Consider the following 13,879-nt stretch of genomic DNA (forward strand, 5'->3'; position numbering starts at 1 on the left):
TTAACCTCATTTCTAGCCTAAGCAGCAAAACCGACAAGGCGGACTGTGCCAGCCCGCCCTTCTATTCTTATGAAAGCAAATAAGCCGTCTACTCAATACAAAGCGGAGACTTTTCTTCCACTTTCCTGCCTTCAAATAATGCCTCAAACTCATCTCTCGTGATTTTCTCTTTTTGAAGGAGAAGTGCCGCACAGGCTTCCAGAACGTCTTCGTGTTCCTTAATGATATGTTTGGCTTTCGCGTAACACTCATCAATAATGCGTTTGACTTCCATATCAATCGTTGTCGCCACCTGCTCACCATATCCTCTGGATGAATGAGCCAAGTCTCTTCCGATGAACACCTCATCATTGTCATTGTCATAATTAATCAGGCCAAGGGTCTCCGACATACCGAACTTTGTCACCATGGATTTGGCTACGGATGTGGCCTGCCTGATATCCTGAGAAGCCCCGGTGGTGATATCGTCAAATACCATCTCTTCCGCCACCCGTCCGCCAAGGGATACCGTGATGTCCTGCAGCATCTTGCCCTTCGTATTGAACATCTCATCCTTCTCCGGCAGAGGCATGGTATAACCAGCCGCACCTCCCGTAGGTATGATTGAAACATTATAGACCGGCCCCACATCTGGCAGTACGTGGAAAAGAATCGCATGACCTGCCTCATGGTACGCCGTAATCCGCTTCTCCTTTTCGGAGATAACACGGCTCTTCTTCTCGGCGCCGATGCCGACCTTCACAAAAGCATGGCGTATATCTGTCTGCTGCAGATAGACCCTTCCCTGTTTGGCCGCCAATATTGCAGCTTCATTCAACAGATTTTCAAGGTCTGCCCCGGTAAATCCGGCAGTCGTCTGCGCAATCTGCTGAAGATCCACGTCATCGCCCAGCGGCTTGCCTTTCGCGTGTACTTCAAGAATCTCTTTTCGACCCTGTACGTCAGGCCGTCCCACCAATACCTTGCGGTCAAAGCGGCCGGGACGCAAAATGGCCGGATCCAGAATATCCACACGGTTCGTCGCCGCCATCACGATAATACCTTCATTGGCGCCGAATCCATCCATTTCTACGAGAAGCTGATTCAGAGTCTGTTCCCTCTCATCATGGCCGCCGCCCATGCCGGTCCCTCTTCTTCTCGCCACCGCGTCAATCTCATCTATGAACACAATACAAGGCGCATTTTTCTTGGCATCCTCGAATAAATCACGGACACGGGAAGCACCCACACCTACGAACATCTCCACAAAATCGGAGCCGGAAATCGTAAAGAACGGTACGCCCGCCTCACCTGCCACCGCCTTTGCAAGCAATGTCTTACCGGTTCCCGGAGGCCCCTCAAGGAGCACTCCTTTGGGAATCCGCGCCCCTACTTGAATATATTTGCCCGGTGTCTTGAGAAAATCAACAATCTCTGCCAGCTCTTCCTTCTCTTCCTGAAGTCCCGCAACCTGCGAAAAATTAACCTTATTCTCCAGCTCAGTACTCATCTTGGCCCTGCTCTTGCCAAAATTCATGGCCTTACTATTGGCGCCGCCCTGACGCCCCATCATCATAAACATAAATACGAAAACACCAAGCATAAGAAGCACCGGAATCAATGTATTGGCAAACCAGCTGTCCTGCGGCACATCTCTGAGCTTGTAATCTATATTGTAGGAATCCAGAAGCTCCTGCATCTGGTTCACATCGGATACATGTAGTTCTTCAGCTGTATCTTCCCCAAGCATGATCCGCAGCGTTCCCGTAGGCGCCACCTTATTCTGCTGAATCTCTACCTCTGTGACTTTTTTATCTTTTAAATCTTTTTGGAAATCCTGATAAGTGTATGCCGTCTCTCGGTTCTGTGCCTGACTCATAAACCAGTAGATGCCAAACAACATCAATATGCACAGCACCAATGTGAAACCGCTTATTCCTCTGGTCTTATTATTATTCAACTGTTGCTCCTTCCACCCACTACATCTCTACTACGCCGATGTATGGTAAATTTCTGTATTTCTGTGCGTAGTCCAGACCGAAACCGACCACGAATTCATCGGGTATCTCAAAACCTACGTAATCCACCTTCACGTCACGCACCCGTCTGTCCGGCTTGTCAAGCAGGGTACACAGCCCCATGCTCCTTGGCCCTCTCTTCTTCAGAATCTCAAGAAGATAGGAAAGCGTCCTTCCGGAGTCAATAATATCCTCCACCACGATGACATCCTTGCCTTCCAACGATTCATCCAAATCCTTGGCTATCTTAACAATTCCACTGGAAGAAGTCCCGTCCCCGTAACTGCTGACGCTCATAAAGTCCATGGACACCGGCACGCTGATCCGCTTTGCCAGTTCACACATAAAAAATACGCCGCCCTTCAGCACGCAGATTAAATGCACCTGTTTCCCTTCATAATCTTTACTGATCTGTCTTCCCAGCTCTTCGATTCTTGCGTTTACATCTTCCTCCGGTATCAGAACCTTAATAGTCTCCGCCATTACATGTACCTCCATTTATCGTAATCTCTAATATCGTAGTTGTCCGGTCCGTCACCTGATATGCCTTGCTCTGACGATATCCGGCAATCCAAAGAATCTCCCGCCCCTCTGCGATCAGAGGGATACTTTCCCGTATATCCGCGGGAATCTTTTCGTTGATAAAATAAGACTTCAGCTTTTGCGTGCCCCCATGTCCGTCGATGGCGATTCTATCTCCTGACCGTCTAGTGCGCACACTAATGCTATGTTCCATTATATCATAATCAAACCACTTCGTGTACGTTTTTTTCGGGAATGGCCCGTTTGATGATGAAATCGGAAAAATACGCCAGTTGATTTGGAATTGTCCAAAAACTACGCACCCCTCTCTCTGGCGTTCCACCGGAATAATCCGCTCCTCCGGCTCTGCGCTGCCCTCATCGGGCACGAGATTCTGCGCAGGCATTTTCTCCAGCATGATTCCTCCATATGTCCGCAGTGCGCGCATACTATAAGGAAGATTCACACTTCGCCCCGTCTGTTTTTCCAGCAGCTCAAGAAGAATCTGTACATGAATTTCTTGAATATCCTTCTCTTGCCCGCTCAAATCAGTCAACACCTTTCTGAGTACCATCCCACGAAGAACCTCGTCCTCCCGAGACAGCTTTGCACCGTCTATAAAAAACGCCGTGTCCTTGGTTCTTTCTACACTGGAATCCACAGCCGCCGCAGTAAGACGTTCCATGAACCCCTGAATCTGCCGCAGCTGCTCCATAGCTCCGTTCAAATGCTCTACTGTCCTCGGATTGATATATTCTGTAAAGTAGGGAAGTACATGATTACGGATACGGTTCCTTGTATAAGTATCCTCCCCATTACTTCCGTCTATACAATAGTCTATGCCGTTTTTTTCCAGATAAACCTCAATTTCTTTTCTGGTCACGCAAAGAAGCGGCCGTATATACATCCCGTTCACCGGATATATACCGCCGAGTCCTTTTAATTTGCTGCCCCTTGCCGCATGAAGGAAGAATGTTTCTGCATTGTCATCCTGATGATGGGCCAGCGCGATTTTCGCACCTCCCCACTTACGCGCGCTCTCCTCAAATGCCCGCCGTCTCGCAATTCTTCCTGCCTCTTCCAGAGAAAGTTTCTCCTTTCGGGCCAGCTCTCCGACATCAATGTGGCAGCAAGTCAGCTCCACATTATTTTCAGCACAGATTCTCCGCACGTACGCCTCATCTTCATCCGCCGCTTTTCCCCTGAGTCCATGATTCACATGAACCGCTCTCAACGCAAATCCTTCCGCGGCAGAAAGCTCACACAGCAGATAGAAGAGGCAGACCGAATCTGCCCCGCCGGATACCCCTGCAATGACCTTGTCCACCCCGGACAGCATATTCCACTTTTTAATATACTCTTCCACTTTTTTCTTCATAATACTTATGGTATCACATTTGCCAGATTCCTGCCACCAAAACTGTCATATCATCCAGCGGTTCCGTATTTCCCAGCTCCAAGACCTTTTCTAAAATGTAATGCGCAAGCTCCTTCGGATTCTCCAACGGAGTTCCACCGATAATCATATCCAGAAGCTTCTCCTCCTCGCCGTGGGGAAGCGCGTCCAGCACACCGTCCGTCACCATGACCACCATATCCCCGGAGGACAGCTTTCTCTTTACAGCCGCTGCCGCGGTACTCTTCACGACTCCTAGCGGCAGACTTTCCGAATAAATATGCTCCATATTTCCGTCATGGCGTATAAAGGTCTGGGCTGCCCCCGCCTTTATGAATTCACAATTCCCCGTATATAAGTCAAAGACACTCATATCCACCGTGGAGAAGAATACCTCCTCCCGCCCCATTACGAGTGCCGTGTTCATCATCTCCAGCGCCGTCTCTTTGGGAAATCCAGCCTTCAGCAGCTCCTCCAGCATCTCCACTACCATAGCGCTTTCCTTAAACGCCGCCTCCCCGGAGCCCATGCCATCGGATAGAATGGCCGCCTCCTGGCCACCGGGAATCTGGGTCATCAGAAAACTGTCTCCGGAAATCTTCTGACACCCTTTTCCTATCTTCGCTATCCCCTGCATCGTATAAAAGCAGGGTCCCTCCACGCAAATAATGGTACAATATTCCTGACTGAGCACCGGCCGCTCATCCCTTGCGGGGCTCATGTTCCGGCTCGCGCACTGGGAGAGAAGTCTGGCCATAGCTTTCGTGGTAATGCATTTCCCCTTTTCCGGCTTGACCGTCACATGAATCTCATAACGCCCCTGAGGCGTCACAAAAAACACGGTACTTAGAAGGCGTATCCCAGCTTTCTTAAAACGAGTCTTAATCCGTTTCTCAAGCGGAGGATCCGTAAAAATACTGGCCTCCAGCTCCCTCGTGGCGTGCTGGATCATCCTCGCAAAGGTGTCCAGCTGCACCGCACACCCTTCCCTGCTCTGTACCATCTTGTTGTTCCATACGAGCATCTTTTTCGCCTCTTGAAATACTTCCAGCGTCTCCCTGAGAAACCGCGGCGCCATAATGCACCGTTTTTGCAGCTTGCGTTTCATTTCTACATTCAGCTCCGTCCCATACTCCTCCACAACACAGAGAAGTTCGTAGACCATCTGATATACATGCGGACGGTTGTTCTCCAAACATTTTTTCCTGTTCTCACAGGAAGCGCACACCTTGCCCGCCACTTGCTCGAACATATCGTTGATTTCCTCTGTAGTAAAACGTTCTCTAGGCCCTTCCAGCTTCAAAAATGTATCTGCCAGATGCCGCAGCGACATCGCAAAACGATCTGCCTGTGTCACATATGGATTTAGGATTACTGCCTGTCCATCCTTTTTGTCTTCCATCTATGGCTCCCCCTTATTCTGTCAACACTTTCTGATGTAATAAAAGAAGCTTTAGGAAATACTTCCTAAAGCTTATCTTTCGTAATCTGCTGTCTCTATTGCTCCGGCTTAAAGAGAATCTCATTCTCATGAACAAGACCCAGCTTTTCCTTCGCTACTTCTTCAATGTATTTATCTGTGCCTACATAATCTTTCAGCTCATCAATCTCTGCTGAGCGCTCCTTTTCATCGTCAAGCTGTGCCTGCAGCTCTGCTTCCTGCACTTTATATGCCCGGTTCCTTGCCTGAAGCTTCATGCCCCCAAACAAAACCATAACGGCCATTAAAGCGATTACACCGCTAATCGCAGCCACACTTCTTTTATGATGACGAAGCCTGCTCTTTGGACGCTGTTTGCGCCCCTTCACCTGCTTAATGCTTCCCATATTTATACTCACCCTTTGCTGCCGGTCCCACCCGGCATTACTCACCCATGTTTCTAATAAACATTCTATCTTTTTTAACAGTATTAATCAATAGTTTTTACCTTATTTTTTTCGGGTAAAATCGCACATTTTTTTATAAATTTTTCCTGCGCCAGCAACAAAAATCTTCATCAAAGCAACGCCAACCACAACACCTAGTACAAAATACCAGCGCACGAGTCCAGCACTGGTATAGTAAATTTGCACAAACATATATATTGACGTCAGTACCCAAAAAACAGCATCTTCTATATTAATCACCCACAGCGCATGATGAATCAGGCGTCTCATTACTCTAAGACTCAAATATACCGCCACCACCAGCATTCCCGTCAAACCGGCATGGAGGAACACCGCAAATTCCTTTCCGATTCCAGACATCATAATTACCGGAACAGCTTTGTCAAAAAGCTCTCACCTTGTTTTGCTCCCGGCCGGATATCAGAGTAGGCGATACTGTCTATATTTCCTGACAAATCCACTTCACCCTTCTCAAGACTGAGACGATTCACATGCATGTCCGTGCCTTTCACCATCATCATCCCCTGCTCGGTCTCAAGAAGTATTTCATTCAAGTCAAAGGAAAGTACATCTAATACCCCTGTCACCATACTTGTTTTCCGGTTATTGACCACCAATTTATGATTCTGCGCTTTCGGCGCCTGTCTCTCTTCCATGCACCCAAACCTCTCTTCCATGCTTTATCGATAACTTCTTTCTAAACATTGTATGAGAGGTTGTACGGGATTATGTCTAATCTACAGATATCGGAACAGTTCTGTTGCCTCATCCTTTTTCGTAGTCTCACGAATGTCAAGCACTTCCACCTTGACCGTCTTCGTACCAAATTGAATCTCTATGACATCCCCCTTTTTCACCTTCACGGACGCCTTTGCCACGGCGCCGTTGACCAAAACCCGGCCCGCGTCACATGCCTCATTGGCCACGGTACGGCGTTTAATTAGGCGGGATACTTTTAAAAATTTATCCAGTCTCATCTCCTGACCTCCACTTACCTTCTTGCTTGTTTGCGGATTGCACGTGCGCATTCCCGCTGTCTCTCTGCTTTGCCTGCTTCCTGATTTGCGGATTGCACGCAACCTCGAATCCGCTTCGCTCCTTCTCGGTCATGGGCAGCCTGCCCATACTACGAAACAGACAGCGCTCATTGCGCGAGCGCATTCCCGCTGTCTCTCTGCTTTGCCTGCTTCCTGATTTGCGGATTGCACGCAACCTCGAATCCGCTTCGCTCCTTCTCGGTCATGGGCAGCCTGCCCATACTACGGAACAGACAGCGCTCATTGCGCGAGCGCATTCCCGCTGTCTCTCCCGTAGTGCGTGCAATCCTTGCCTCATGAAAAAAATAGAGAGCACTGGAAAGTGCTCTCTGTTTGTTATGCGTTTACAGCGTCTTTTAAAGCTTTTCCAGCTTTGAATTTCGGAGCTTTGCAGGCGCTAATTTTCATTGTCTTGCCTGTCTGAGGATTTCTTCCTTCTCTAGCAGCTCTTTCGCTAACTTCGAATGTTCCAAATCCAACTAACTGAACTTTTTCACCTTTCTTAAGTTCGTCTGTTACTACATCAACAAAAGCCTTTAAAGCCTTCTCTGCGTCTTTTTTAGATACTTCTGCCTGTTCAGCAACTGCTGCCACTAATTCTGTTTTGTTCATGGATATTTCCTCCTGTAAAATTTTCTTAGAATAACCCCAATTATTCTATCATTTCTGCCAAGGTCTGCCCCTCAAATCCCGCTGGGCTATCACCCTAAGTAATGTTATATCGGGTTTTTGATTCTTTGTCAAGCATAATCACCCAAAACATGCGAAAATTAAGGGTTTTTGCTCATTTTTTACCATTAAAGCAAGGTGTCTACAAGGGCCAGAACTTCCTCTCCTAACTTCGCTGATTTTTCGTCTGCATCGTTGAGGGAATTACCTTTTATTCCGTAATAGAACTTCACTTTCGGCTCAGTTCCTGACGGTCTCACGCATACCCATGCGTCGTCATTCAATTCATAGTATAGGACATTGGACTTCGGAAGACCTGTCCCTTTCACAGAGCCATCTGTCATATCTTTGACAGTCTCAGCCTGATAGTCTCTTGCCTTTAATACTTTATATTCGCCAATCTGTGTGGGCGGATTCTCACGCAGAGACTGGAGGATACTCTGAATCTTCTCCAGACCTTCGATTCCCTTCATGGTCATTGACTGAATATCATCTTTGTAATAGCCATACTTGTCATAGATTGATAGCATAGCATCCCAGAGCGTCATGCCTTTGGTCTTATAATATGCCGCAGCTTCACACAGCGCCATGGTAGCTACAATCGCATCTTTATCTCTGGCATGTGTTCCTATCAGACAACCATAGCTTTCCTCAAAACCAAATAAGTATTCACCCTTACCACTTGTCTCAAATCCAAGAATCTGCTGTCCGATATATTTGAAACCTGTAAGAACTTCTATCAATCCGATATCATAACCTTTGGCAATGGCATCCGCAAGGTTAGAGGTTACGATTGTCTTAATCAAATATCCGTCCTCGGGCAGGCCTTTCAGCTCTTTTCTCTGTCCAATCTCATAATCTGCGAGCAGGCATCCTGACATATTGCCTGTCAATGTATGGTACTCTCCGTTCTTGTCCTTCACGCGGACGCCGAGACGGTCTGCGTCCGGATCTGTGGCCAGCACTAAATCCGCGTCGATTTCCTTTGCCAACTTAAGTCCCAGCTCAAAAGCCTCGTCGGCCTCCGGATTTGGGTAGGAGACGGTAGGGAATTCTCCGTCGGGAAGCTCTTGCTCTTTCACAACATAGACATTCTCAAATCCCAGCTCCTTTAATACACGTCTGGCAGGTATGTTTCCGGTTCCGTGGAGCGGGCTGTAGACAATCTTTAACTCCTTCTGTACCGCGTCGATAGCGTCCTGATGAATGACCTGTTCTTTTAATTTTGCGATATAAGCGTCGTCAATGGCTTTCCCAATCACCTCATACAGACCGGCGTCCTTGGCCTCCTCTTTCACCATCGTCTTCATTGCAGTATAATCCGTCGCCGCCAGCACTTCATCCATGATTCCTTTGTCGTGGGGCGGGGTAATCTGAGCGCCGTCCTCCCAGTATACCTTATACCCATTGTACTCCGGCGGATTGTGGCTGGCCGTAATGTTGATACCAGCGATGCAGTTCAGCTCTCTGACCGCAAAGGACAACTCCGGCGTCGGACGAAGAGACTCGAATACATATGCTTTGATTCCGTTGGCAGCCAAGCATAATGCGGCTTCCTCGGCAAACTCCGGGGACATGCGGCGTGAATCATAAGCAATGGCAACCCCCCGCTCTTTTGCCCCGTTCTTGATAATATAATTTGCAAGACCCTGTGACGCTTTTCTTACAGTATAAATATTCATACGGTTGGTTCCGGCCCCGATAATGCCCCTCAGGCCCGCCGTACCGAACTCTAAATCTTTGTAGAATCTTTCCTTGATTTCTTTGTCATCCCCGGCAATCCCTTCTAATTCTGCCCTTGTCTCTGCGTCAAAGTAGGAATTAGAACGCCAATCATCGTATTTTTTCAAATAATCTTCCATACCTTTGTACCTCCGTTATGTTTTGAGCCCGTTTTCCTTTGCAGGTATAATTCTGGTACTCGCTATATCCAACATTATACACCACCGCCCTATAAATGAAAAGCAAATATATTCGCTAAAAACTTCTTCTTTTCCTCCATCTGCATGATAGAAAGCTTAAGTTTTTCGACATTTTTTTCCGGAATCCATGCCTTGTTGGAATGGTAATAAGTGTTGGCAATTTTCCAGAACTTTTCCGGATAAGCGATCCGGAGCGCCAAATATTCCACCTGTTCTGCGGAAAGGGCGTTCACCGAACTGTATGCGTCCACCATCTTCGCCCCCAGACGCTCATCAAAATGGTGTTTCTCCATAGTTTTCCTCAGAAAATAGTACAAGTCAGCCAGCTGTATATCCCGGTGCGCATGTTCGAAATTAGTCACTGCTGTACCCGACGCGCACACAAGGATATTATGATAGTTGTAGTCTCCATGAACCACTGTATTTTTATTCACAGCCTCTTCTAGAAGCCCCGCATACCCCGACTCTGCCTGCCTCTCAGACACGGCGAGCGCCTGATTGTACATAGAATCGAACGCGGTCAGGAAGGCAGATTCAAACACGCCTTTCACACTGCGTCTGCGCACAAATTCCCGGACTTTTCTCAGCTCCCGGTTGTGCCGCTTGTATTCCTCTGTCAAATTTTCCCTATCCCCGAATTCAAAGCCTTCCGGCACCATCATGACTCTGTGCAGCCGTGCCAGATGCCGCGCCGCCTCCAGAAGCTCACCTTCCCTCCGGACATCGCACTCTCTGCCGGCAAACCACCGCTTCACCACATAGACCGTACCGTCGTCAGCCTGACTTAAATATTCACCTTCCCGGTTGGGAAGCGGTGTATCCACCAACTCAAACCCGCTTTTATTAAGCTGTTCATACAACCCCACCAGCACAGGAAGACGGCCTCGTGTCCCGTCGGCCTCCTTCAAAAGAAACAGCCCCTTATCTGTATCGCATAAAACAGCACCCCTTATGCGGCGGGTGCTGTAAACTTCCATCTGATATTGTTCCAACACACTGATTCCATAGTCCTTCATGGCTTCCCCCTGTTACTGAAGATTTGATATATTCTTTCTAATGTATGCAGGTGGACATGCCAATCATGCACAAAAGATTGGGAAGCCTGAAGAGGGATTTCATAAGAAATCCCAAACTATAATAATGTATACTGTTTTATTATCCCTTTACCACTGTTTTTTGCGTCATACAGCGCATAGTCTGCCGCTTTAAGAAGCGTCCCATATGACTTTAATGTTTCGTCGTACCACGCGACACCTGCTGAAATGGAAAGTGTCCCCCTTGTACCGTCAGGGAACAACAGCACTTCTTCCCGCAGGCTTATGTAAAATTCCTCCATCCTGTTCATAATCTCTGGTCTGGATTCATGGTGATGGAAAAAAATACAGAATTCATCGCCGGAACGTCTGGCCGCGATTCCTTTCGCACCGTTAAACACTTTCAGGAGCATAGCACATCTGCGCAGATACTCATCGCCAAAATCATGTCCATACTGGTCGTTAACGCCCTTAAAATTGTCCAAGTCCAGCATGACCATAGCAGCACAGCCAACATCACCGCTCTCCAGAATATTTTCCGCCTCACGCTTCAAGGTGTCTATATTGCACAAGCCGGTCAGAGAATCATAATCTCTCTCGTGCTGGATCTTCTTTTTATCAAGCACCTCTTCCGTCACATCGGTAACGACTCCATACTGTCCTCTAAGTTCTGATGCCATTTGAATCTTTACCCATCTCTTTCCAGATGCCGTCAGCTGGTATATCCCATCCTCACCTTCCAGAGGCCGTCCCATGACATTGTCGAGGGCTTTTGCAAATCTATCCTTATCCGCATATATCTCCTTCGCCTCTTCTGGGGTCCATCCCATAATCTCACCAAGCTTTGCCGTCGCCATGACCTCCTGTTTATCGTTTTCAATCTCGAACACACCAATCTGCATATCCACGCCGTCAATTATTTTTGACACCTTACCCGATGCCTCCAAAATCCCCTGTACCATTTGGTTGATGCCACTGCTGAGATTCTTAAATTCCGGGTTACTGTCAACTTTGACTACTGTGTTCAAATTTCCTTCCGTGATTCGTGTTATCTCCCCCATAATCTTATATATTCCGTCCACAATAACACGCTTCAGAAGAAGGTTGATCAATATGATCACCATCAGGCATGAAACAATTAAATATACTGATACCATCAGGCTCTGTCGGTTGCGCTCTTCATAAAGCACCTTTTCCTCTTTGCCGAGTCCCAGCATGATACCTTCATATTCTTTCAAGACATAGAACTTCTTGTTGTTTCCCTTCCCAAGAAATCTCCCATGTTCAAAATCATTCAGATTTTTCTCCGTAAATCCAAGAGCCTTCATGTCTTTTCCCTGCAGGGAATCATCCGAATGCGCCAGTATCTTCTTCGTCTCTTTGTCAATGGCAAACAGGGTCCCACCTGTGTCCATTGGAATCTTCGCAAGTATATAAGACAGCTCATTTCTTTTCTGTGCCTCCAGCATTCTGGTGGGGGCCATTCCGATTTGGACAATCCCTTTTTCGTCCTGCCTCGCAACGCCGATATACTGGAAGACTTTCTGTTCGTATCCGTTCGGCCGTATCTCCTGCACAAGGCTTCCGTTGGGATCGTCCAGAATACTTAAAAATTCACTCGTCTGCTCCGTACTGTGAAAATCCATTCCAAAATACAACGGGATATTGCCGGCAAACAAGATGCCGTTTTCATCAATCACATGAAGTTCGTCTACATTCAAAAGCTCTGTAATCCGCTGAAGTTCTGTCTGGCTGTTTAAAACGTCTGGATTCTGCTCGATAATATATGCAAAAGCATAAGCACGGGTCAGGTAATCTTCACTCAAACTTTCTTTTAGGTTTTCCAGCTCAAGCGTATTATTATCAAGAGTCCTTGAAATCTGCTCAAGCTTCAGATTCGCATTTTTCACCATATCTGTCTCTGCATTTTTACCTTGAAGCAGCCAATTCAAGCCAAAAATCAGTAAAAGCGCTGCCGCGACTACCATGGCAATGTACCGGACAATTATTTTCTGCATCTAGCCGCCCCCTTACATCCTGAAATTACTGACAGGAATCTTCTCTCTCCATTATAAACTGTCGCAACTGTATCAGCAACTGCCCCTTCGTATTTTTCTCCGGTTCTTCTATGACCTCCTCCAGAAGTTCATTCAAAAGTTCGCCTATCTGAGGCCCCGGCTGAACTCCCGCCTCAATCAAATCTTTCCCGTTGACAGCCAAATCCCGCAGGGAGACACACTGGCCCTCTGACAATATCTTTCTGTAGACTCTTTCAATCTCGTCCAGATTCTTGATTTTTTCTTCTTTATGGTAATCGCTCTGCGCCGCCGTGTCTGCCCGTCTGACTTGTAAATACTTTGGAAAGAGCTCCGTTCCAATCCTGCACATGGCCCTTCTCACACATTTGGCTTCCGCTGGCATCCGGTAATCATGGTAGCGCACAAGTTTTGTCACCTTATGGAGTGTATCGTTATCAAACTTCAGCCTTTTCATAACAACTCTTGCCAACTCCTCACTGACGGCCGCGTGTCCCTTGAAATGTGCCCTTCCATTCTCGTCTGTCGTCTTCTTCTGAGGCTTGCCCATATCATGAAAAAGCATAGTGAGCCGCAGGACCTTATCTGCCGGCACATGCATGAGCGCCTGCTCCGTATGTTCTCCCACATTATAGCAGTGATGGGGCGTCTCCTGCTCCGTAATTTCCATCCTGTCAAATTCCGGGAGAATTACACGTGTAATGCCCAGACGGTAAGCATCTCCTATCTTCTCAGGATGAGGGGATGTGAGCAGTTTGACTAATTCCGCCTGAATCCGCTCCGCACTGATATATTGTAGGTTTTCCACAAGGCATCGTATAGCCTCTTCTGTTTCTTCTTCAATGGCAAATCCCAGCTGTGCAGAAAATCGTACCGCCCTCAGTATACGCAGCGCATCTTCCGCAAAACGCTCCCGAGGATTGCCCACACAACGAATGACTTTCTTGCTTAAATCCTCAGCTCCTCCAAATAGATCGACCAGTCCGTCATGATTGTTGTACGCCATGGCATTGATCGTAAAATCCCTGCGTTTCAAATCCTCTTTCAAACTGCGGGTGAATGTCACTTCCGACGGGTGGCGGTTGTCTTCATATTTGCCGTCTATCCGGTAGGTAGTCACCTCAAAGCCCTCTTTCTCCAAAAGAACCGTGACCGTGCCATGTTCTATTCCCGTGTCAAAGGTTCGGGCAAACAATGCCTTCGTCTCCACAGGGGACGCGCTGGTAGTGATGTCCCAGTCCTCCGGCGTTCTCCCCAGCAGCGAATCACGCACACAACCTCCCACTGCGTAAGCCTCGTACCCACTTTTCTGTAATGTTGTTATGATTTGATCCACCTTATCCGGCAGTATGATTTTCATAGCGGCTCCTCTCATCTAT

At 47.6% G+C, this 13,879-nt stretch carries 14 protein-coding genes; all 14 read right to left on the bottom strand.

What is annotated here, in order from left to right; translation table 11 throughout:
* Positions 1 to 88: 88 nt before the first annotated feature.
* The 14 genes from ftsH to BN6465_RS08705 all read right to left on the bottom strand — a co-directional run bounded on the left by ftsH (position 89) and on the right by BN6465_RS08705 (position 13,860).
* A complete protein-coding gene (ftsH, locus tag BN6465_RS08645) occupies positions 89 to 1,939 on the bottom strand; it encodes an ATP-dependent zinc metalloprotease FtsH (protein WP_066733481.1) in 1,851 nt (616 codons plus the stop codon).
* Positions 1,940 to 1,958: 19 nt separating this feature from the next.
* On the bottom strand, positions 1,959 to 2,480 hold the full coding sequence (gene hpt / locus BN6465_RS08650; protein ID WP_066733482.1) for a hypoxanthine phosphoribosyltransferase: 522 nt from the start codon (positions 2,478 to 2,480) through the stop codon (positions 1,959 to 1,961).
* The gene (tilS, locus tag BN6465_RS08655) at positions 2,464 to 3,897 is read right to left on the bottom strand and encodes a tRNA lysidine(34) synthetase TilS (protein WP_066733483.1); all 1,434 of its coding nucleotides are present in this window, start codon (positions 3,895 to 3,897) and stop codon (positions 2,464 to 2,466) included. Before tilS ends, hpt begins: the two co-directional genes overlap by 17 nt.
* A 13-nt stretch (positions 3,898 to 3,910) precedes the next feature.
* Complete coding sequence (locus tag BN6465_RS08660; RefSeq protein WP_066733485.1) at positions 3,911 to 5,317, bottom strand: SpoIIE family protein phosphatase; 1,407 nt, start codon at positions 5,315 to 5,317, stop codon at positions 3,911 to 3,913.
* A gap of 95 nt (positions 5,318 to 5,412) precedes the next feature.
* Positions 5,413 to 5,742 carry an FtsB family cell division protein gene (locus tag BN6465_RS08665; protein WP_066733487.1) on the bottom strand — a complete coding sequence of 110 codons (330 nt, stop codon included), beginning with the start codon at positions 5,740 to 5,742 and terminating at the stop codon, positions 5,413 to 5,415.
* A gap of 102 nt (positions 5,743 to 5,844) precedes the next feature.
* Positions 5,845 to 6,165 (bottom strand): spore cortex biosynthesis protein YabQ, encoded by a 321-nt coding sequence (gene yabQ / locus BN6465_RS08670; protein WP_227183770.1) that lies wholly within the window; start codon positions 6,163 to 6,165, stop codon positions 5,845 to 5,847.
* Between the two features lie 2 nt (positions 6,166 to 6,167).
* Complete coding sequence (gene yabP / locus BN6465_RS08675; RefSeq protein WP_066733489.1) at positions 6,168 to 6,458, bottom strand: sporulation protein YabP; 291 nt, start codon at positions 6,456 to 6,458, stop codon at positions 6,168 to 6,170.
* A gap of 81 nt (positions 6,459 to 6,539) precedes the next feature.
* Positions 6,540 to 6,779, bottom strand: coding sequence for an RNA-binding S4 domain-containing protein (locus tag BN6465_RS08680; protein ID WP_066733491.1), 240 nt, complete (start codon positions 6,777 to 6,779; stop codon positions 6,540 to 6,542).
* A gap of 167 nt (positions 6,780 to 6,946) precedes the next feature.
* On the bottom strand, positions 6,947 to 7,096 hold the full coding sequence (locus tag BN6465_RS20745; RefSeq protein WP_154670224.1) for a hypothetical protein: 150 nt from the start codon (positions 7,094 to 7,096) through the stop codon (positions 6,947 to 6,949).
* Positions 7,097 to 7,175: 79 nt separating this feature from the next.
* A complete protein-coding gene (locus BN6465_RS08685; RefSeq protein ID WP_066733493.1) occupies positions 7,176 to 7,451 on the bottom strand; it encodes an HU family DNA-binding protein in 276 nt (91 codons plus the stop codon).
* A 185-nt stretch (positions 7,452 to 7,636) separates the two neighbouring features.
* A complete protein-coding gene (locus BN6465_RS08690) occupies positions 7,637 to 9,370 on the bottom strand; it encodes a phospho-sugar mutase (RefSeq protein WP_066733495.1) in 1,734 nt (577 codons plus the stop codon).
* A gap of 89 nt (positions 9,371 to 9,459) precedes the next feature.
* A complete protein-coding gene (locus tag BN6465_RS08695) occupies positions 9,460 to 10,446 on the bottom strand; it encodes a CotS family spore coat protein (protein ID WP_066733497.1) in 987 nt (328 codons plus the stop codon).
* Positions 10,447 to 10,562: 116 nt separating this feature from the next.
* Positions 10,563 to 12,482, bottom strand: a complete 1,920-nt coding sequence (locus tag BN6465_RS08700; RefSeq protein ID WP_066733499.1) for a diguanylate cyclase domain-containing protein — start codon at positions 12,480 to 12,482, stop codon at positions 10,563 to 10,565.
* A gap of 25 nt (positions 12,483 to 12,507) precedes the next feature.
* Positions 12,508 to 13,860 carry a CCA tRNA nucleotidyltransferase gene (locus tag BN6465_RS08705; RefSeq protein ID WP_066733501.1) on the bottom strand — a complete coding sequence of 451 codons (1,353 nt, stop codon included), beginning with the start codon at positions 13,858 to 13,860 and terminating at the stop codon, positions 12,508 to 12,510.
* Between the last annotated feature and the right edge of the window lie 19 nt (positions 13,861 to 13,879).

This window comes from Bariatricus massiliensis, assembly GCF_900086725.1.
Classification (GTDB): Bacteria; Bacillota; Clostridia; order Lachnospirales; family Lachnospiraceae; genus Allocoprococcus; species Allocoprococcus massiliensis.